Origin of the sequence: Streptomyces corallincola (assembly GCF_019104725.1) — a bacterium.
Taxonomy (GTDB): domain Bacteria; phylum Actinomycetota; class Actinomycetes; order Streptomycetales; family Streptomycetaceae; genus Streptomyces; species Streptomyces corallincola.
Window position 1 is genome coordinate 23,960 of record NZ_JAHRXF010000049.1, and the last position, 20,545, is coordinate 44,504.

The window sequence follows — 20,545 nt, forward strand, 5'->3', positions numbered from 1 at the left end:
CCGCCCTGGGCGGGCGGGGCCGGACGCCTCCGGGTGCGGGATCAGACGTCGTACCGGTCCAGGTCCATGACCTTGACCCAGGCGGCGACGAAGTCCTCGACGAACTTCTCCTTGGCGTCGTCGCTCGCGTAGACCTCGGCGAGCGCGCGCAGCTCGGAGTTGGAGCCGAAGACGAGGTCGGCGCGGCTGCCGGTCCAGCGGACCTCGCCGGTGGCCGCGTCGCGGCCCTCGAACGCGGTCTGGTCGGCGGAGGTGGACTTCCACGCGGTGCCCATGTCGAGCAGGTTGGCGAAGAAGTCGTTGGTGAGGGCGCCGGGCGTCCCGGTGAGGACACCGAGCTGCGAGCCCTGGTGGTTGGCGCCGAGGACGCGCAGGCCGCCGACGAGGACGGTCAGCTCGGGGGCGCTCAGGGTGAGCAGGTTGGCGCGGTCGAGCAGCAGGTACTCGGCGGGGAGGCGGTTGCCCTTGCCGAGGTAGTTGCGGAAGCCGTCCGCGGTGGGCTCGAGCGCCTCGAAGGACTCGGTGTCGGTCTGCTCCTGGGTGGCGTCCACCCGGCCCGGCGTGAAGGGCACCTCGACGGCGTGGCCGCCGTCCTTGGCGGCCTTCTCCACGGCGGCGGTGCCACCGAGGACGATGAGGTCGGCCAGCGAGACCTTCTTGGCGCCGGAGGAGGCGTTGAAGTCCTGCTGGACGCCTTCGAGGACGGTCAGCACCCGGGCCAGCTCGTCGGGGTTGTTGACCGCCCAGCCGCGCTGGGGCTCCAGGCGGATGCGGGCGCCGTTGGCGCCGCCGCGCTTGTCGCTGCCGCGGAAGGTGGACGCGGACGCCCAGGCGGTGGTGACGAGCTGGGCGACGGTGAGGCCGGAGTCGAGCAGCTTGGCCTTGAGCGCGGTGATGTCACCGGCGTCGATGGTCTCGCCCTCGGCGGCGGGCAGCGGGTCCTGCCAGATCAGCGTCTCGGCCGGGACCTCGGGGCCGAGGTAGCGGACCTTGGGGCCCATGTCGCGGTGGGTGAGCTTGAACCAGGCGCGGGCGAACGCGTCGGCGAACTCGGCCGGGTTCTCGTGGAAGCGGCGCGAGATCGGCTCGTAGATCGGGTCGAAGCGCAGCGACAGGTCGGTGGTGAGCATGGTGGGCAGACGCTTCGCGCCGCCCTCGTCCGGGGCCGGGATGAAGGCCTCGGCGTCCTTGGCGACCCACTGCTTGGCCCCGGCCGGGGACTCGGTCAGCTCCCACTCGAAGCCGAACAGGTTGTCGAAGAAGCCGTTGCCCCACTGGGTGGGCGTCCCGGTCCAGGTGACCTCCAGGCCGGAGGTGATGGCGTCGGCGCCCTTGCCGGTGCCGTAGGTGCTGCGCCAGCCGAGGCCCTGCTCCTCCAGACCGGCCGCCTCCGGGTCGGCGCCGACGGCGTCGGCGGGACCGGCACCGTGGGTCTTGCCGAAGGTGTGACCGCCCGCGATCAGCGCGACGGTCTCCTCGTCGTTCATCGCCATGCGGCGGAACGTCTCGCGGATGTCGCGGGCCGCGGCCAGCGGGTCCGGGTTGCCGTTGGGGCCCTCGGGATTGACGTAGATGAGGCCCATCTGCACGGCGCCGAGGGGGCTTTCGAGCTGGCGGTCACCGGTGTAGCGCTCGTCGCCGAGCCAGGTGGTCTCGGGACCCCAGTAGACGTCCTCCTCCGGCTCCCAGACGTCGGCGCGGCCACCGGCGTAGCCGAAGGTCTCGAAGCCCATCGTCTCCAGCGCGACGTTGCCGGAGAGGATCAGCAGGTCGGCCCAGGAGATGTTCTGGCCGTACTTCTTCTTCACGGGCCAGAGCAGGCGGCGGGCCTTGTCCAGGCTGGCGTTGTCCGGCCAGCTGTTCAGCGGCGCGAAGCGCTGCTGACCGGCACCGGCGCCGCCGCGGCCGTCGCTGATGCGGTAGGTGCCGGCGCTGTGCCAGGCCATGCGGATGATCAGCGGGCCGTAGTTGCCGAAGTCGGCGGGCCACCAGTCCTGCGAGGTGGTGAGCACCTCCGCGATGTCCCGCTTCACGGCGGCCAGGTCGAGGGAGTTGAACGCCTCGGCGTAGTCGAAGTCCGCACCGAGCGGGTTCGCCACGGCGGGGTTTTTGGCGAGGATCTTCAGGTTCAGCCGGTCCGGCCACCACTGACGGTTGCCGCCGCCCTGCGTGGGGTGCGGCGCGCGGCCGTGGACGACGGGGCAGCCGCCGCTGCCCTCCTCCGACGACTTGGGGTCGGTCACGATCGCGTCGTGGTTCTCAGTCATGACAATCCTTCCGAACGGGCGGAACTGGTGAGGCTCAGGTGGTGCGGCCGGGGGAGCAGTCGGGGCAGGTGCCCCAGTAGACGACCTCGGCCTCGTCGATGGAGAAGCCGTGGCCGTCGGAGGCGGCCAGACAGGGCGCCTCGCCGACGGAGCAATCGACATCGGCGAGGGCGCCGCAGGACCGGCACACGACGTGGTGGTGGTTGTCGCCGACACGGCCCTCGTAGCGGGCGGGGCTTCCGGCGGGTTCGATGCGGCGGACCAGCCCGGCGGCGGTGAGGGCGTGCAGCGCTTCGTAGACGGCCTGCACGGAGATGTGGCCGACCCGGTGGCGGACACCGGCGGCGATGGCCTCCGCGCCCAGGTGGTCGCCGTGCCGCACGGTCTCCAGCAGGGCGACGCGGGCCGCGGTCACGCGCAGACCGGCACCGCGCAGTTCCTCTGCGGTGGTCGGCGGCTGGGATGCGGTCATGGAGCCGAACCTACCTCGCTAAACACGAGTGATTCAAGAAAACGAGTGGTGCAGTTGAGTAAGACTGTCGTGCGAGCCGTGCGGACCCCGGGAAGCACGGCCCGACAGCCGCGCACGGGGTGCCGCGCCCGCACCCTGCGACGGTACCCGCCACCGGGGCGCGGCGCCCGGCGGACACTTCACCCCCACGGGTGAACGGCCCCGGCGGGGCGGCGCGCGCCCGGGCGGTCCGGCCGGACGGGCGGACCCCCGTCCTCCGTACGGGTGCACGGCTGCCGCCGGGCGTGGCACGGCGGCGGCCCGGTCGTTCGGCAGCCGTGTGATGTTCCCGACCCGGTGTGATGGACGGTGCCGGAACGGGCACGGCTCCCCCTCATGCCCCCAGCGAATCTCCCGCGGCAGGTGATCGGATGACCACGGCGACCCGGACGACCCGGACGCCGCCCGCCCGTACCGGCACGGCGTCGGCCCCGGCGAAGAACGCGCCCCCGGTGCCCGGCACCCCCCTCCCCTCGCTCACCGGACTGCGCTGGATGGCCGCGCTGCTGGTGTTCGGACTGCACGTCAACAACTTCGGGTACTTCGGGGGCGGCGCGGGCCGCCTCGTCGCCTGGGGGTTCGGCGCCGGGGCGACGGGCGTCTCGTTCTTCTTCGTGCTCTCCGGTTTCGTCCTGACCTGGACGGCCCGGCCCGGCGACCGCGCGACCGCCTTCTGGCGGCGCCGCCTCGCGCGGGTATACCCGGTGCATCTGGTGACCCTGTGCGTGGCGCTGGTCATGGCGTACACCCTGGCCCGCCAGCCCCGCCCGGCCCTCAACCAGGCGCTGGCCAACGTGCTGCTGGTGCACTCCTGGTGGCGGCCCTGGTGGCAGACGCTGGACCCGGTCAGCTGGTCCCTGGCGTGCGAGGCGTTCTTCTACGCCGCGTTCCCACTGCTGTTCCTGCTGCTGCGCCGCCTCGGCGCCCGGTCCACGACGGTGCTGGGCGCGCTGTCGGTCGCCGCGGTGCTGGTGCTGGCCCGCGCCGACGCCCATCACTGGGTGAGTCAGCCGCTGTACTCGCTCCCGGCCGCGCGGCTGCCCGAGTTCGTGCTCGGCGCGGTGGCCGCCCGGCTGGTGCTGCTGGGCCGGTGGCACGGTCCGGGTCCGGAGGCGTCCCTGGCGCTGGCGGTCATCGGCTACTTCCTGGTGCCGCAGGTCACCCCCGGCTACACCGCGACCGTCTGCACCCTGGCCGGGTTCACATTGATCGTCCCGGCGGCGGCGACGGCGGACCTGCGCGGGCTGCCCTCGATGTGGCGGCACCGGCGGATGGTGCGGCTCGGGGAGCTGTCGTTCGCGTTCTACATGATCCATCTGCTGGTGCTGCGCGCGGGCGTGAGCGTGCTGGGCAACAAACCGCGCTTCGGCCCGCTGGCGGGCTTCGGGGTCACCGCGCTCGTCTTCGCGCTCTCCCTCGCCCTGGCGTGGCTGCTCTACGAGGCGGTGGAGTGCCCGGCGCGGCGCCTGCTGCTGCGCCGCCGCCGGGGTACGGCGGCCCCGGCCAGGCCCGATCAGGTTCCGGTACGGCGCGGGGCGTAGCGGCCTTTCTCCCGGCCCGCGCGGGTGACCTGGGCGACAGTGAGGAGAGGTCCGCGTCATCCGGGGTACACGGGCCTGGGTCGCGGCTGTCGCGCCGCGCGGAGTCAGGGGAGGGTACGGGTGATCGAGCCGGAGCCGGTGGGCGCCGGGCCGGGCGGTGCGGCTGCCCGTGTTCCGGTGCGCGAGCGCGTCCGGCGGGCGCCGGTCCCCCGCTCTGTGCGGCATGCGAGGCTGGAGGGCGGACGCGGGACGGTCACGGAGCCGGTCGCCATTGGGGCGGCGGCCCGGAGGCCGGGCCGCGCGGGAGGGATCGGCACACTCATGCACACCCCGGACGGGCGGGTCATCGGCCCGGCTCCGCGCCCCGCGCGGTGCTCCGCCGCGTTGTCGCACGCGGGAGCGGGGCGGTGCCCATGACGGCCGCGTCCTCCGCCCCGGCCGCCTCCGCCGTATGGACCGTCGCCTCCGACACCGACGCCGCCCGTGTCAGGGTGCTGCTCGGCGGCCTCGCGGCCGGTGCGCCCGCCGTCGAACGGGCCCGCTTCCTGTCCGCCGTGACCGCCCGGCTGCGCGGTGGCCCCGGTCCGGTGCGCCTGCGGGTCTCGGGCGATGTGCTGGGCCGACTCGTGGTCTCCCTGAGCTCGGCCGACGAGCGCACGCCGTGGCGTGCGGTGCTGCGCTGTGCGAGACCCGTCCCGCTGCCGCTCCCCCGCCCCGTCGGTCTGGACGACGGGGCGCTGGCCACGGGGGTGCTGGACGCGGACGCCGGTCTGCGCGCCGTGCTGGGCAGTCTCGCGGAGACCGAGGCACTGGTCGGACTGCACCGTGACGAGCTGGACCAGACGAACCAGGGCGTACTGGCGCTGCACGCCGAACTGGACGAGGCGGCGCGGGTGCAGCGGCGGCTGCTGGAGGCGGAACGGGCCGCGCGGGCCGAGGCGGAGAACGCGCGCCGCCTGCTGACGTTCCTGGCGGACGCGAGCGCGGCGCTGAACGCGTCCCTCGACCACGACGACATCGTGCGCAGGCTGCCGGGTCTGCTGGTGCCGGAGTACGCGCACCGGCTCGACCTGTGGCTGGTGGACGACGAGAGCGCCCCGCCGGAGAGCCGTCCGGCGGCGGCCGTGACGGCGGCGCGCACCGGGCGCCCGCAGCACGCGGGGGCCCGTCCGGGCGGGCTGCCGGGTGTGGACGACAATCCGGCGTCCGCGCTCTCCCCGGACCGCCCGCTGCTGTGCATCCCGCTGGGCGCGCGGACCGTGCGCGGGGTGCTGACGCTGGCCGCGCCGGGCGACCGGTTCGACCCGGACACCTCGGTGATGCTGCTGGAGCTGGCCCGGCGGGCGGGCATCGCCCTGGACCACGCCCGCGAGTACCAGCAGCACCGGGACACCGCCGAGGCGCTCCAGCGCGCGCAGCTCACCGAGCTGCCGGAGGTGCCGGGTCTGTCGCTGGCGGCGCGCTACCTCCCGGCGACGCACGGGCTGAACATCGGCGGCGACTGGTACGACGCCTTCCCGCAGCCGGACGGCAGTGTGCTGGCGGTCATCGGGGACGTCACGGGGCACGGGCTGCGGGCGGCGGTCATCATGGGCCAGCTCCGCACCGCGTTGCGGGCGTACGCGGTCGAGGGCAACGGTCCGGGACGGGTGCTCACCCTGCTGCACCGGATGCTGCGCCATCAGCAGCCGGAGCTGTACGCGACGTGCGCGGTGGCGCGTTTCCTGCCCGGTGATCCCGAGGTGGTGTGGGCGGCGGCCGGGCACCCGCCGCCGGTGGTGCTGGAGGCGGACGGGACGGTGCGGGTGCTGGAGGCCAAGCCGGGGATCATGCTCGGGGTGCCGGTGCCGTTCGAATACCGCGAGAACACCGCCCGGTTGGCGCCCGGTTCGACGCTGGCGCTCTACACCGACGGGCTGGTGGAGCGGCGTTCGGCCGGGATCGACTCGGGCATCGAGCGGCTGACGAGGGCGATCGGGGCGCTGGACACGGCCGAGCTGGACGATCTGGACGCGGCGGCCGAGTCGTTGCTCAAGCCGATGCTGCACGACTCCGAACACGACGACGATGTCTGCCTGTTGCTGTGCCGGACGGCGCCATCGTCCTGAACGGCCGTGCGCCGGGCCCCGGTTGTCCGGGGACCGGCGCAGGACGGTGTGTCAGGAGTTGGAGCAGGCGTTGCCGAAAGCCGGGTTGAGCAGGCCGACGACGTCGATGCTGTTGCCGCACAGGTTGACCGGCACGTGGATCGGCACCTGGATGACGTTGCCGGACAGCACACCGGGGCTGTTGGCCGCGACACCGGTGGTGGGGTCGGGGTCGGCCTGGGCGGCGGGGACGGCGGCCAGGGAGAGAACACCGGCGAGAACGGCCGTACCGGCGATGCGACGCATACGCATGAGAAGCCTCACTGCTAGTGGAGAAGGACTCTCCCATCACACCGGCGCCCGACCGCTCCCGCCTGTGCTGGTACGCCGATCGGGGCGGCGGCGGTGCTCGGAACGGCCGGGGCGGCGGAACGCCCCCGCGCGCCGTGGGGCGGGCGGGGGCGTCCGGTCGTGCGGTCCCTGCGGGGGTTACGGGAACTGCGTCACCTTGGAGGGGACGGTGTCCGTGCCCGAGGTGGGCGCCCCGGTGTTGTTGACGACGTGGGCGTACTGGCCCTTGCCGCCGAGGGAGATCACCAGGATGTCGTGGAGTTTCACCCCGGACTTCACCGGGACCTGGAAGCCGTGCGCCTGCACGATGGTGCTGTCGGACGTGAAGTTGCAGTAGCTGCCGAGCCCCCACGCCTCATGGGTGTTGACGGTGTCGGCGACCTTGTAGGCGGCGTAACCGACGATCCCGTCATGGGTGATGGCGGCGGAGTTGGGCACGTCGTACGCCTTCTCGTTCTGGAAGAAGATCGTCCGGCCGCGCTCACCCGCCCAGTACACGTCGTACTTGTTGAAGTGCTCGACGAACAGGCCGGTGGCGAGTACGTCGTTGCCGTTGACGCGCAGGCCGTAGTCGGCGCGGTTGGTGTCCCAGCCGACGCCCGCCCCGTGGTCGGCGCGCCACAGCCAGGTGTGGTCGATGATCACGTTGTTGCTGTTGACGACCACCGAGTTGGTGGCGAGGCCGGGTCCCGCGCCGCCGACGCGGACGAACACGTCCTGCATGGTGGTGGGGTTGGCCGAGTGGTCGGCGGTGGAGCCGGGGGCGCCGATCCGCAGCAGCGTGTCGGAGTTGGCGGAACCGGCGTCGATGAGGAACCCGGCGAGCCGCACGCCGTCCACGTCGGCGACGTGCATGGCGTCCACGCCGTTGTCCGGGACGATGGTGGCGAGGCCGAGGCCGAGCACCACGGTGTTGGCGCGGTTGACCTCGATGGCCCGGTCCAGGTGGTAGACACCGGGCGTGAACAGCAGGTTGAGGCCCTGGGCGAGCGCCGCGTTGATGGTGGCGGCGGTGGCGCCGGGCTTGACCACGTAGAACTGGTCGAGCGGCAGCGAGGTGCCCGCGTTGGCCGGCCAGGAGACGCCGCGCGCGTTGTTCCGCTTGGCGGGGACGAACACCTTGTACGTGTTGCCGTCGAGGTACAGGAACGGCTTCTCGCGGGAGACCGGGGTGTTGTCCAGCGTGGTGTACGGGCCGCTGTCGAAGTTGGTGGCGGGCGCGCCCTCGACCCCGCTGAAGGTCATGTTCCACACGCCGTTGGTCCAGCCGCCCACCGAGCTGTCGCGGGTGTACCACTGCTGCTGCGAGTACGGGCCGACGGTGCCGTCGATCCTGGAGTCCGCGATGTAGCCGCCGGAGGCCCAGCCGAAGCCGTTGGGGGCGAGGTTGAGGCCGCCCTGGACGTGGATCCGGCGGAACGGCGCGGCCTGGGCGACGGCCCAGCGGTCGGTGCCGTTGGACGGGCGGATGGCGAGGTTCTCCGCCGAACGCCAGAAGTTCTGCGTGGCGTTGCCGTTGAACCAGCCCGCGTCCACGGTGATGTCACCGTTGATCTGGGTGTCGTCGGGGTTCAGGCCGAGCCCGGAGATCGAGGTGTAGAAGCCGAGTTGGGCGTTGATCCCGTTGTAGGTGCCCGGCTTGAGGAGGAACTGGTAGCGACCGCTGCCGAACTGGTTCGACTCCTGCTGGGCGAAGACGCTGTCGAACTTCTGCTGGAGGTTCGGGGTGGAGGGATCGACCACGATGACGTTCGGGCCGAGGTCGCCGCCGCCCTGGATCGGGCCGCTGCTGCCGCCGCCGGTGGTGTGGACGGCGACCTCCCACAGGGAGTAGCCGTAGCCGGTGCCGCGCGCGGTGCCGTAGATCCGGACGTACCGGCCCTGGCCGCTGACGTCGTAGGAGGCGTTGCCGCCGGTCGCGCCGGTGACGGTCTTCAGGGTGTTCCAGTTGGTGCCGTCGGCGGACGCCTGGATCTGGAAGTCCTTGCCGTACGCGGCCTCCCAGTTGAGGTCGATCTTGCACAGGTCCTGCGTGGAGCCCAGATCGACGCGGACCCACTGCGGATCGGCGGCGGCGCTGGCCCAGCGGGTGCCGTTGTCACCGTCGAACGCGGCGGAGGCCGGGGTGCCGGCGTTCTCGGTGGAGGAGGCGGTGGCGGCCTTGCCCTGGGCGGCGTTGGCGGTGCCGCAGGCGGCGGGCTGGGTGGTGCCCGTGGCGCCGAAGACCTGGAACTCCCAGAGGGAGTAGCCCCATTGGGTGGCGCGGTGGACGCCCTGCATACGGACGTAGCGGCCCTGGCCGGACACGTCGAGGGTGTCGAGTCCGCCGTCGCCGCCGGTGACCGACTTGAGGTCGGTCCAGGAGGTCCCGTTGGCGGATATCTGGATCTTGTAGTCCTTGCCGTAGGCGGACTCCCAGTTGAGGACGACGCGGTTGACGGTGGCGGTGGCGCCGAGGTCCACCTGGAACCACTGGTCGTCCGTGGCGGCCGAGGACCAGCGGGTGCCGGTGTCCCCGTCCACGCCCTTGGCGGCCGAGGTCCCGTCGCTCTCCTGCGAGGAGGCGGTGGCGGTCCTCCCCTGGGACAGCGGGGCGTCGGCCGCGAAGGCCGGGGAGTGGAGGGCGGGAAGGGCGGTCAACGCTGCCGTGGCGGCGAGCGCGACGCCCAGGGATCTGAGTCTCATCGAGGCGGCTCCATGCGGCTGCGGAGGTCAGTTGACTGACCCCTGGCTTAGTTCATGTTTTGATTTAAGTGGTGAGCCAAGCGGGCGGCAAGCCTTCGGAAGCGAAAACCTTCCTTCCTGTCCGACGGAGGGCCCACGAGAAAACGGATCGTCAACTCCGTCGCACCTCAGGGGTTTGCGGGCCCGGGGAGCCCGTCCGCCGCTACGCTCCGGCGGGGTCGTCGAGCGGGGTCTCCCAGTCGAGCAGGCGGTTCAGTCCCTCGTCCGGCGAGGGCGTACCGGTCGGCGGGGCGGCGGGGGCGCGTCCGGGGACGCGGGTGCCGCGTGAGATACCGCCGCTGACCGTGATGTTCCGCTCGGCGCGGGTCCGGCGCAGCCGCTCGTGGAGGGCGAAGGCGGCCCCGCGGCCGGGGGCGTCGCGCAGCGCCTTGGCGAGGACGACGGCGTCCTCCAGCGCCATCGAGGCGCCCTGGCCGGTCGCCGGGGAGGCCGCGTGCGCCGCGTCCCCGACCAGCATGATCCGGCCGGTGTGCCAGGGGGTGCCGAGCGGCAGCTCGGTGGCGTTGACGGCCATGAGGTCCCGGCCGCAGCCCGCGACGATCTCCGCGCACGGGGTGTCGTCGCCGCGCAGCAGCGCCAGCAGTTCACCGCGCGACCCGGCGGACACACCGTCCGCCGGGGTCCCGGCGGGCAGCGCGTCACCGGCGACCCGTGCGAACCAGTACGTCTCCCCCTGCGGCGACACCGCGTACCCGAAGGCGGCCGAGCCGCCCCGCACCATCGTCATGGCTCCGGCCGGTCCGGGTGCCGGGGCCGGGGTGCGGCCGTAGTAGACGCGCTGGCCCGCGTGGACGGGAACCGTGCCGGGGGCCACGGCGAGAGCGCGGACGGCGGAGTGGAGGCCGTCGGCGCCGATGAGGAGGTCGCCGGTGGCGGTGGTGCCGTCGGTGAAGCGGGCGGTGACGGTGTCGGGGGTCTCGGTGAGGGACGCCAGCCGGGCGCCGTGGTTCAGGGTGATGCCGCGCCGGGTCAGTTCCGCCTGGAGGGCCGCGTTCAGCACCCCGCGCGGCAGGCAGCGGTAGCGCAACGCGGGGTCGTCGGCCCCGGTGAGCGGATGGGCGCCGATCTCGGTGCCGCGTGCGTCCAGCAGGCGCAGGGAGGTCAGCGGGAAGCCCACGGCGGTGACCGCGTCGGTGGCGCCGAGCTGGGCGAGGGCGCGCATGCCGTTGCTCGCCAGGGTCAGGAAGGCGCCGATGTCCTCGGCGGCGTCGGGGTGTGCCTCGTACACCTCGACCTCGTGTCCGGCCCGGTCGAGCCCGAGCGCGGCGGCCGTGCCCGCGATGCCGCCGCCGATCACCAGGATGCGTGCCATGAGCGCTCCGCCCGTCTTCCGTCCCCGCCGACACCGTCCGCCACGGCACTCGTACGCCATGACGGCCGGGCCGGGCAAACCGGCGCGCCCCGTCCGGGCGGGCGCGCCGGGGCACGCGCGCGGTGTTCGGCCCCCGCGTGCGACGTCAACGGCCGGCGCCTCGTACGCGGCGGATGTCGTCCGGCGGCGAGGGGAGCGGGTCGGTCCGGTCGGAGCGGGGCGGCGTCGCTCGGCTCAGCCCGGTCCCGGCCGGGAGCGCCGACCGGCGCGCACCGTGGCGGGCAGGCCCTCGGTGCGCAGCCGTCCCACGGTGCGCAGCAGCCGGTCGGCGGGGTCGCGCAGGCCGGGGTGGGCCAGCACGGTGTTGCGCAGGCCGCGCACCGGGCGGCGCCACATGCGGCGGGCCACGGACACCGGATGCGGCCGGGTGGCGAAGCCCTCCGCGACGCGCAGCTCACGGGTCTTGAGCCAGTCCTTGTACTCCTTGTCGCCGCGCCCCAGATCGACCAGGCCGACTCCGGCACGGGCCGCCGCCTCGGCGGTGCGCAGGTGCATCATCAGGCCGGGCGAGTAGTAGTGGAGGGCGGGGTCGTAGGCGGTGAACCAGGCGGCCAGTACCGTCGCGGAGCGCGGTCCGAAGTGGGCGGCGACCGGGCGGTCCCCGGCGTACAGCACGGAGAGCAGGCCGGTGAAGTGCTCCTCGCGGACGTGGAAGAGATGGTCCACGAGATCGACGATCCAGGGCCGGGAGAAGCGGTCCATGCGTCCGGTGCGCCGGTACTGCGCGGACTTCCACGCCATCAGGGCGCGCAGGGCACGCGGGTCGCGTTCGTCGGCCACGAACCTCAACTCCCCGACGTCCCGGCCGAGTCGGCGCTCCTTCTTCAGGGTGGTCCGGGCGAGGCCGGGGTACGTGGCGCGCAGCCAGGCCGGGTAGTCGCCGTCGCCGGGCTTCACGTCGATGACCGGTGAGGCGAAGGTGCCGGTGACGTACGGGGCGAACGGCGTCTGTTCCCGGACGAGATGGTCGAACTCCAGGACGCTCAGTCCGCAGGCGTGCAGGAGTTGCCCGGTGTCCCAGGTGACACCGGGCCGGTGCACCAGCGCCTGGCAGTCGGACAGGCCTAGCCCGACGGCGCGGCCGGAGCCGAGCGGGGTGCGTTCGAAGGGCAGGAACCCGACCGGTTCCCCGCCCTCGTGCAGCACGGCCACCCGCACCCCGCCGCGCCCGCGGCCGACCCCGATGGCGAACTCCGGTGCCAGGAACGGGTTCGCGTACTCGGGCGACTCGTCCATCGCCCGGTGCCAGGCGGCGCGCAGGGCGGAGGTCAGTTCACCGGTTCTGTGCACGGTGATCTCCACGTCGGCTCGCACCCCCCGAGGACGGCGCGGCCCGTGGACCGCGGAACGTGGATCGCATGGACGGAACGCTCCCCCCGTGGCGCCCGGAAGCCGCGAGGCGGCACGTACGCCGTCCAGAGTGCCCCAGCCGGACGACCGTCGGCCACCGGTCTGCGGAGATCGGTGCGGAAAGCGGCCGCCGGGACGCCGGACGCGCCCGCGCGGAGCCCGTCGTACGCTGAGGGAACCCGCCGTTCCGTCTCCGTGGTCGCCCGACGTCACCGTCATCCGAGGAGAGACGCCATGCCGTTCGCCAACTTCAAGGTCCCCGCCGGAAGCCTGGACGAGAAGCAGAAGGAACTGATCGTCACACGGGTCACCGACCTCTACGCCGAGCTGTACGGCGACGGGGCGCGCGCCTCCACGATGGTGCTGGTGGAGGAGGTGCCGGACGGCGGCTGGGGCATCGGCGGCGGGGTGCTGACCCTGGCCCGGCTCCAGGGCAGGGACCCGGAGAGCTGAACCGGGCCCGTTCGCGCCGCTGATCCCGCGCGTCCCGCGCGTCCGGCTCGGGTAAAGAAATCGCATGGTCTAGTCCAAACAACAAGTTGGACTAGACCAACATATTGACGTGATCACATCACTCGCCAGAGGCTGGGACCTCTCCCCCACTCCCCCTCTGGAGGCACGCAGTGAGAGGTCTTCGCGCATGTCTGGGCGCGGCGGCGGCCGTCGGGCTGGTCGCCGCGGGCGCCGGTGCGTTCGCCGCCGGCAGCGCCTCGGGCGCCGCCACCGCGCTGGACAACCGGTGGTACGCCGCCGCCCCGTATCTGATGCCGACGGACAACGAACCGCCGGACGCGGGCGCCATCATGGACGCCACCGGTCTGAAGGCGTTCCAGCTCGCCTTCGTCCTCGCCCCCAACGGCGGCGGCTGCTCACCCACTTGGGGCGGCACCGCGCCGGTCTCCTCGGACACGGCGGTCCGCTCGGTCATCGACGCGATCCGCGCCAAGGGCGGCGACGTGTCCGTCTCCATCGGCGGCTACGGCGGCACCAAGCTTGGCCAGTCCTGCGCGGACCCCGCCGCCACGGCCGCCGCCTACCAGCAGGTCATCACCAAGTACGGCCTGCACGCGATCGACTTCGACCTGGAGGAGCCGGAGTACGAGAACACGGCGGCGGTCCACAACGAGATCGGCGCCGCGAAGATCCTCCAGCAGAACAACCCCGGCCTGTACGTGTCGGTGACGACGGCGGGCACGGCGGACGGCACCGGCTGGTTCGGCAAGCAGATGCTGCTGGAGGCGAAGTCGCAGGGGTTCACCCCGAACAACTTCTCCATCATGCCGTTCGACGGCGGCTTCAACGGCGCGGCGAGCCAGACGAGCGCGCTGACCAACTTCAACTCGATCCTCCAGTCCACCTTCGGCTGGGACCAGGCGACCGCCTACGCCCACGAGGGCTTCTCCGGGATGAACGGCCGCAGCGACACCGGGGAGTACTTCTCCCAGGCCGACTTCCAGACCGTGCTGGACTACGCGACCGGTCACCACATGGACCGCTTCACGTTCTGGTCCCTGAACAGGGACCGCCAGTGCTCCCCCGCCGACAACGGGGGCCGCACCTCCGGCACCTGTTCCAGCGTGGCGCAGAACTCCTGGGACTTCGCCAAGTTCTCGGTGAGGTTCGCCGGTGCCACCCCGCCCGCCACCGGTCCGACCACGCCCCCGCCGACCCAGCCGGGCGGCGCGTGCAAGGGCGCCTGGAACTCCTCGACCGCCTACACCGGCGGAACCGAGGTGTCGTACGGCCACCACAACTGGAAGGCGAAGTGGTGGACGCAGAACGAGGTGCCGGGCGCGAGCGAGTGGGGTCCCTGGCAGGACGAGGGCGCCTGCTGACCCGGCCGCCCGGACGGCCCTGACCCCGGGGCCGCGACACGCCCGCTCCCCCCGCCTGACCTGGGCCGACGCCCGTGCGGGTGGTGGGAGCGGGCGGAGGGTCGTAGCGTCGAGGTGCAGTGCTCGGACGACGGTACGACGGGTGGGAGCGACCATGCGCGGAACTCTGGCCGGAACGGCGGTCACACTGGCGGCGGGGGTCCTGCTCGCCGGTTCCCTGACCACGGCGTCGGCGGCCCCGGCCGCTCCGGCGCCGCACGGGTCCCCGCCGCCGACCGTCCTGCTGGACTGCGAGTGGAAGCAGGACGTCCGCCCGACCGAGTTCATCCTCGCCTGCGGCGACGGCAACAACCGCTTCTCCGGGCTCCGTTGGCAGGAGTGGGGTACGCAGCGGGCGACCGCCGTGGGCGTCAACGAGGCCAACGACTGCGAGCCGTACTGCGCGGCCGGGACCTTCCACTCCTTCCGGGTCACCGTGCGCCTGGACCAGCCGAAGGTGTGGACGAAGGACGCGAACGTCCAGCACTTCACCCGGATGCAGGTGACGTACTCCGACGCCCGGCCGGGGGGCTCCGAGCAGGTCGTGACGTACCCGCTCTGGGACTGAGCACGACCGGTCGCCCCCGGTGTCCCGTACGGGGCACCGGGGGCGGCTCGCGCGGCGGGCGGGTCAGCCGATCTCGGCGATCAGGTCGCCGCCCTCCACCTGCTGGACGCGGTTGATGGCGAGCCGCGCCACCCGGCCCGCCCTGGAGGCGGTGATGGTGGCCTCCATCTTCATCGCCTCGATGGTGGCGACCGTGGCGCCCGCCGCCACCTCGTCTCCCTCCGCGACGGACAGCGTCACCACACCCGCGAACGGCGCGGCCACCTGGCCCGGATCGGAGCGGTCGGCCTTCTCGGTGACCGGCACGTCCGTGGCGGCCGAGCGGTCGCGGACCTGGATGGGCCGCAACTGCCCGTTGAGCGTGGACATCACGGTCCGCATCCCGCGCTCGTCGGCGTCCCCGACCGCCTGGAGTTCGATCAGCAGCCGGACGCCGGGCTCCAGATCGACGGCGTACTCCTTGGCCGGACGCAGACCGTAGAAGAAGGACTTGCTGTCCAGGACGCCGGTGTCGCCGTAGTCCTGCCGATGCGTGTCGAACTCGCGGGTCGGGCCGGGGAACAGCAGCCGGTTCAGGGTGGCGCGGGTGTCCTTGGCGAGCCCCTCGCGGTCCTCGGCGGAGAGTTCCGCGACCGGCTTGGCCGCGGCGCGGCCCTTGAGCGCCCTGGTGCGGAACGGCTCGGGCCAGCCGCCGGGCGGGGTGCCCAGTTCGCCGCGGAGGAAGCCGATCACCGAGTCCGGGATGTCGAACCGGTCCGGGGTCCGCTCGAAGTCCTCCGGGGCGACCCCGGCGCCGACGAGGTGCAGGGCGAGGTCACCGACCACCTTGGACGACGGGGTGACCTTGACCAGCCGGCCGAGGATGCGGTCGGCCGCCGCGTACATCGCCTCGATGTCCTCGAAGCGGTCCCCGAGGCCGAGGGCGCGGGCCTGGGTACGCAGGTTGGAGAGCTGTCCGCCGGGGATCTCGTGGTGGTACACCCGGCCGGTCGGGGAGGCGAGGCCCGCCTCGAAGGGCGCGTAGATCTTCCGGACGCCCTCCCAGTACGGCTCCAGGTCGCCCACCGCCGTCAGGTCCAGGCCGGTGGGGTGCGCGGAGTGGTCGGTGGCGGCGACCAGCGCGGTCAGCGACGGCTGGGAGGTGGTCCCGGCCATCGAGGCGACGGCGCCGTCCACCGCGTCCACACCCGCCTGGATCGCGGCCAGGTAGGTGGCGAGCTGGCCGCCGGCCGTGTCGTGGGTGTGCAGGTGCACGGGGAGCCCGAACTCCCGGCGCAGCGCGGACACCAGGGTCGCGGCGGCCGGTGCGCGCAGCAGGCCCGCCATGTCCTTGACCGCGAGGACGTGCGCGCCCGCCTCGACGATCCGCTCGGCGAGCCGCAGGTAGTAGTCGAGGGTGTAGAGCCGCTCGCCGGGGTCGCTGAGGTCGGCGGTGTAGCAGAGGGCGACCTCGGCGACGGCGGTGCCGGTCGCACGTACGGCGTCGATGGCGGGGCGCATCTGGCCGACGTCGTTGAGGGCGTCGAAGATGCGGAAGATGTCGATGCCGGTGGCGGCGGCCTCCTGCACGAACGCGTCGGTGACCTCCGTGGGGTACGGGGTGTAGCCGACGGTGTTGCGTCCGCGCAGCAGCATCTGGAGGCAGATGTTGGGCACCGCCTCGCGCAGTGCGGCCAGCCGCTCCCAGGGGTCCTCGGCGAGGAAGCGGAGCGCCACGTCGTAGGTGGCGCCGCCCCAGCACTCCACGGAGAGCAGTTCGGGCAGGGTGCGGGCGACGACCGGGGCGACGGCGAGGAGGTCCTTGGTGCGGACGCGGGTCGCCAGCAGGGACTGGTGGGCGTCGCGGAACGTGGTGTCGGTGACGCCGGTCAGCGGCGACTCGCGCAGATGGCGGGCGAAGCCCTCCGGGCCCAGCTCGACCAGCCGCTGCCGGGACCCGGCGGGCGGCTCACCGGCCGGGAGCGGGGGCAGCTTCGCGGTGGGGTCGAGCAGTTCGGGGCGTTCGCCGTGCGGCTTGTTGACCGTGACGTCGGCCAGATAGGTCAGCAGCTTGGTGCCCCGGTCGGCGGAGTGACGGGACGTCAGGAGCTGCGGGCGCTGCTCGATGAACGAGGTGGTGATCCGGCCCGCCCGGAAGTCCGGGTCGTCCAGCACGGCTTGCAGGAACGGGATGTTGGTGGCCACGCCCCGGATGCGGAACTCCGCGACGGCACGCCGGGCGCGGCCCACGGCGGTGGCGAAGTCCCGCCCCCGGCAGGTGAGTTTGACCAGCATGGAGTCGAAGTGGGCGCTGATCTCACTGCCCGCGTGGGTCGTTCCGCCGTCCAGCCGGATGCCGGAGCCGCCGGGCGAGCGGTACGCGCTGATCCGTCCGGTGTCCGGGCGGAACCCGTTGGCGGGGTCCTCGGTGGTGATCCGGCACTGGAGGGCGGCGCCGCGCAGGACGATCCGGTCCTGGGACAGCCCGAGGTCGGCCAGGGTCTGGCCGGACGCGATGCGCATCTGGGCCTGGACCAGATCGACGTCGGTGACCTCCTCGGTCACCGTGTGCTCGACCTGGATGCGCGGGTTCATCTCGATGAAGACGTGGTTGCCGTCCCGGTCGAGCAGGAACTCGACGGTCCCGGCGTTGCGGTAGCTGATCTCGCGGGCGAAGCGGACCGCGTCGGCGCAGATACGGTCGCGCAGCTCCGGGTCCAGGTTGGGCGCGGGCGCCAGCTCGATGACCTTCTGGTGGCGGCGCTGGAGGGAGCAGTCCCGTTCGTACAGGTGGATGACGTCGCCCGCACCGTCGGCGAGGATCTGCACCTCGATGTGGCGGGGTTCCACGACGGCCTTCTCCAGAAAGACGGTCGGGTCGCCGAAGGCGGAGGCGGCCTCGCGGGACGCGGCCTCGATGGACTCGCGCAGCCGCTCGGGGTCCTCGACGCGGCGCATGCCGCGCCCGCCGCCGCCCGCGACGGCCTTCACGAACACCGGGAAGCCCACCTCGTCGGCGGCGGCGACCAGTTCGTCCACGTCCGTGGAGGGCTGCGAGGACCTCAGCACCGGCACGCCCGCCGCTTGGGCGGCGGCCACCGCGCGGGCCTTGTTGCCGGTCAGCTCCAGGGTGCGGGCGTCGGGACCGACGAAGGTGATGCCCGCCTCCTCGCAGGCGCGGGCGAGTTCGGGGTTCTCGGAGAGGAACCCGTAACCGGGGTAGACGGCGTCCGCACCGGCCCGGCGGGCGGCGGCGACGATCTCCTCGACGGAGAGGTACGCCCGCACCGGGTGGCCCGGCTCTCCGATCTCGTACGCCTCGTCGGCCTTCAGCCGGTGCAAGGAATTGCGGTCCTCGTGCGGGAAGACGGCGACCGTCCGCGCCCCGAGTTCATATCCCGCCCGGAACGCGCGGATGGCGATTTCTCCGCGATTGGCGACGAGCACTTTGCGGAACATGCTGGTTTCCCTTCGGCCTGTCGGCGACGAACACCATGCTGTCAGCCATGTGCTTCCCTGGCTCGCGGCAACGTTAGGGCGTACCCGCCGGAGTCGAAGTGCGAAAACCGTCACATTGACGCGCGCCCAGAAGATCCTCCGGGACCCCTTCCGCGGAAGGGACCGGCGCCTCCGGCAGGTGAACGGGAGCCAGCGGGGCCGGTGTACCGCGCCCCGGCCGGGCGAGCCGTCGCAGGGCGGCCCGCACGCGGTCCCGGCGTCCGTGCAGCAGGCCCAGGACGATCGCCGCGCCGACCGCGATCAGGTGTTCGCGGCCCGCGAGGTTGGGCACCGCGACGGACTCCCACACCATCGAGCCGCCGGTCAGGAAGAAGACCACGGGAGCGCGCCGGACCACCGCCAGATAGGTGAACAGTCCGACCACGGCGGCCGACGGGCCGGTGTCCAGGACCCGGGCGCACTCCGGCGGCAGCCCGAAACCCCAGGTGTGCGGGCCGGCCGCGATCATGAGCCGCGCGGTGAGGGTACCGGCCAGCGTGCTGACGTAGGAGATCACCAGCGTGCGGGTGCGGCCGAGGGTGAGTTCGGCCAGGGCGAAGGCCAGGAACAGCTGGGTGATGCCCGCCCACACCGGCAGGTCGAGCGCGGGGACGTACAGCGACACCGGGGTGCGTGACAGGGAGAGCCAGAGCGGGAGTTCGGCGGTGACGCCGCCGAGCCGCCGTACCCAGAGCGCGCCGAGCGGATGCTGGGCGAGGTCGTGGAAGAAGATCACGCCGAACGCGGCGACGAACGCCAGCAGCAGTCCGGACAGCCCGCGCCGGGCCAGTCGTCGCACCGGATCGACCACGATGGCGTGCCATTCGCCGCGCAGCGTCCGCCCGGTGAACCGGAGGAGGCGTCCCAGGACGGCGCCGACGGGCACCCCGCGTCTCGCGTCGCCCCTCATGAGGCGCGACGGCCCGTCACCGCACGCCGCCCGCACTCCCCGGTCGCCACCATCGCCCCCGCCACCGTCGTTTCCTCCCTCGTCCCGTGCACGGCCGTCCGCCGCGGGTGCGCGGGTCTCGGTGTGTACGGGTTCCGTGTGCGCGCGTTCCGCATGCACGAGCCGTGTGTGCACGAGTTCCGTGCGTGCCCAGTTCAGCGAGCGGTGGCGCGGGCGTCAAGATCCGTTGCCGGTCGCGTCGGCGTGAGAAGAATCGGTACGCCCGCGGGCAACCCTCCCGGTGCCGGAACGGTCCGGGTTTGGCTTGGAGTGCGCTCCAGGCCGTAGCGTCGCGGCGATCACGTCGCGTGGAATCCGCGGCCGGACCCGCCCTGCGGTTGTCCGCCGCGCGATTCCGTCGCTCGATGGAACAAGGGGGCGGACGGCCGCCGAGGGTGCGCCGACCGCCCGACGAACGACTGCATGGAAAGGCTGGGACACCACATGCGACAGCGCACTCTCCGGGATCTCCACGTCTCCGCTCTCGGCCTCGGCTGCATGGGCATGTCCGCCTTCTACGGCTCGGCCGACGAGTCGGAGGGCATCGCCACCATCCGGCGCGCCCTGGAGCTGGGGGTCACCTTCCTCGACACGGCACAGCTCTACGGCCCGCTGACCAACGAATCCCTGGTGGGCGAGGCGATACGCGGCCACCGTGACGAGTACGTCCTCGCCACGAAGTTCAACATGCGCATGGACAACGCGGTTCCGGGCGACATGAGCACGATGGGCCCGCAGGACGGTTCGGCGGAGCATGTGCGCAGCTCGGTGCACGGCTCGCTGGAGCGGCTGGGCACCGACCGGATCGACCTGTACTACCAGCACCGCGTGGACCCGAACGTGCCGATCGAGGAGACCGTCGGCGCGATGGCCGAGCTGGTCGCCGAGGGCAAGGTGCTGCACATCGGGCTGAGCGAGGCGAGCGCGGAGACCATCCGGCGCGCGCACGCCGTGCACCCGATCACGGCCGTGCAGACCGAGTACTCGCTCTGGTCGCGCGAGGTGGAGGCCGAGGTGCTGCCCGTCTGCGACGAGCTGGGCATCGGCTTCGTGCCGTACTCCCCGCTCGGGCGCGGCTTCCTCGCGGGCCGCTTCTCCTCGCCGGAGGAGCTGGAGGCGGGCGACTTCCGGCTGTCCAACCCGCGCTTCGCGGACGGCAACCTGGAGGCGAACCTGCGGCTCGCGGCCAAGGTGAAGGAGATCGCGGCGGAGAAGGACGTCACCCCGGCCCAGCTCGCCCTGGCGTGGGTGCTGGCCCAGGGCGACCACCTGGTCCCGATCCCCGGCACCAAGCGCCGCTCCTACCTGGAGCAGAACGCCGGTGCCGTGGACGTCGAGCTGACCAAGGACGACCTGGCCCGTATCGACGCCGAGCTGCCCGAGGTGGCCGGTGAGCGGTACAACGAGGCGGGGATGAAGTCGCTGGACCGGTAGCGGCCGTGCGTCCCGTCCG

14 protein-coding genes are annotated in these 20,545 nt (G+C 72.8%); 6 read left to right on the top strand and 8 right to left on the bottom strand.

Translation table 11 applies throughout. The annotated features are described in order from the left end of the window. Positions 1–41: 41 nt before the first annotated feature. Positions 42–2,267 (bottom strand): catalase/peroxidase HPI, encoded by a 2,226-nt coding sequence (gene katG, locus KUM39_RS23985; RefSeq protein ID WP_217787835.1) that lies wholly within the window; start codon positions 2,265–2,267, stop codon positions 42–44. Between the two features lie 34 nt (positions 2,268–2,301). Continuing rightward, positions 2,302–2,739: a Fur family transcriptional regulator gene (locus KUM39_RS23990; RefSeq protein ID WP_217787836.1), complete on the bottom strand. Its 438-nt coding sequence runs from the start codon at positions 2,737–2,739 to the stop codon at positions 2,302–2,304. Between the two features lie 410 nt (positions 2,740–3,149). Here KUM39_RS23990 and KUM39_RS23995 point away from each other — a divergent pair, with 410 nt between their 5' ends. After that, the gene (locus KUM39_RS23995; RefSeq protein WP_217787837.1) at positions 3,150–4,319 is read left to right on the top strand and encodes an acyltransferase family protein; all 1,170 of its coding nucleotides are present in this window, start codon (positions 3,150–3,152) and stop codon (positions 4,317–4,319) included. Between the two features lie 413 nt (positions 4,320–4,732). Next, a complete protein-coding gene (locus KUM39_RS24000) occupies positions 4,733–6,427 on the top strand; it encodes a PP2C family protein-serine/threonine phosphatase (protein WP_217787849.1) in 1,695 nt (564 codons plus the stop codon). Positions 6,428–6,478: 51 nt separating this feature from the next. Here KUM39_RS24000 and KUM39_RS24005 read toward each other — a convergent pair whose 3' ends face one another. The 4 genes from KUM39_RS24005 to KUM39_RS24020 form a co-directional block, all read right to left on the bottom strand. Further along, entirely contained in the window at positions 6,479–6,718 is a 240-nt protein-coding gene (locus KUM39_RS24005; RefSeq protein ID WP_372455806.1) for a chaplin, read from the bottom strand. Between the two features lie 177 nt (positions 6,719–6,895). Beyond that, on the bottom strand, positions 6,896–9,442 hold the full coding sequence (locus tag KUM39_RS24010) for a discoidin domain-containing protein (protein WP_217787838.1): 2,547 nt from the start codon (positions 9,440–9,442) through the stop codon (positions 6,896–6,898). 202 nt (positions 9,443–9,644) lie between these two features. After that, complete coding sequence (locus KUM39_RS24015) at positions 9,645–10,814, bottom strand: FAD-dependent oxidoreductase (protein WP_217787839.1); 1,170 nt, start codon at positions 10,812–10,814, stop codon at positions 9,645–9,647. Between the two features lie 234 nt (positions 10,815–11,048). Further along, positions 11,049–12,176 (bottom strand): GNAT family N-acetyltransferase, encoded by a 1,128-nt coding sequence (locus KUM39_RS24020; RefSeq protein ID WP_217787851.1) that lies wholly within the window; start codon positions 12,174–12,176, stop codon positions 11,049–11,051. A 282-nt stretch (positions 12,177–12,458) separates the two neighbouring features. On the opposite strand from KUM39_RS24020, the gene KUM39_RS24025 reads away from it, so the two are divergent. The 3 genes from KUM39_RS24025 to KUM39_RS24035 all read left to right on the top strand — a co-directional run bounded on the left by KUM39_RS24025 (position 12,459) and on the right by KUM39_RS24035 (position 14,666). After that, positions 12,459–12,677, top strand: a complete 219-nt coding sequence (locus tag KUM39_RS24025) for a tautomerase family protein (protein WP_217787840.1) — start codon at positions 12,459–12,461, stop codon at positions 12,675–12,677. Positions 12,678–12,847: 170 nt separating this feature from the next. Then, entirely contained in the window at positions 12,848–14,059 is a 1,212-nt protein-coding gene (locus KUM39_RS24030; RefSeq protein WP_217787841.1) for a chitinase, read from the top strand. Positions 14,060–14,213: 154 nt separating this feature from the next. Then, on the top strand, positions 14,214–14,666 hold the full coding sequence (locus KUM39_RS24035) for a hypothetical protein (RefSeq protein WP_217787842.1): 453 nt from the start codon (positions 14,214–14,216) through the stop codon (positions 14,664–14,666). A gap of 63 nt (positions 14,667–14,729) precedes the next feature. Here KUM39_RS24035 and KUM39_RS24040 read toward each other — a convergent pair whose 3' ends face one another. Both KUM39_RS24040 and KUM39_RS24045 read right to left on the bottom strand, forming a co-directional pair. Beyond that, positions 14,730–18,104: a pyruvate carboxylase gene (locus KUM39_RS24040; RefSeq protein ID WP_217787843.1), complete on the bottom strand. Its 3,375-nt coding sequence runs from the start codon at positions 18,102–18,104 to the stop codon at positions 14,730–14,732. Positions 18,105–18,177: 73 nt separating this feature from the next. Beyond that, positions 18,178–19,053, bottom strand: a complete 876-nt coding sequence (locus tag KUM39_RS24045) for a hypothetical protein (RefSeq protein WP_217787844.1) — start codon at positions 19,051–19,053, stop codon at positions 18,178–18,180. A gap of 483 nt (positions 19,054–19,536) precedes the next feature. Between KUM39_RS24045 and KUM39_RS24050 the strand changes: the two genes are divergently transcribed. After that, the gene (locus tag KUM39_RS24050; protein ID WP_217787845.1) at positions 19,537–20,526 is read left to right on the top strand and encodes an aldo/keto reductase; all 990 of its coding nucleotides are present in this window, start codon (positions 19,537–19,539) and stop codon (positions 20,524–20,526) included. The last annotated feature ends 19 nt before the right edge of the window (positions 20,527–20,545 follow it).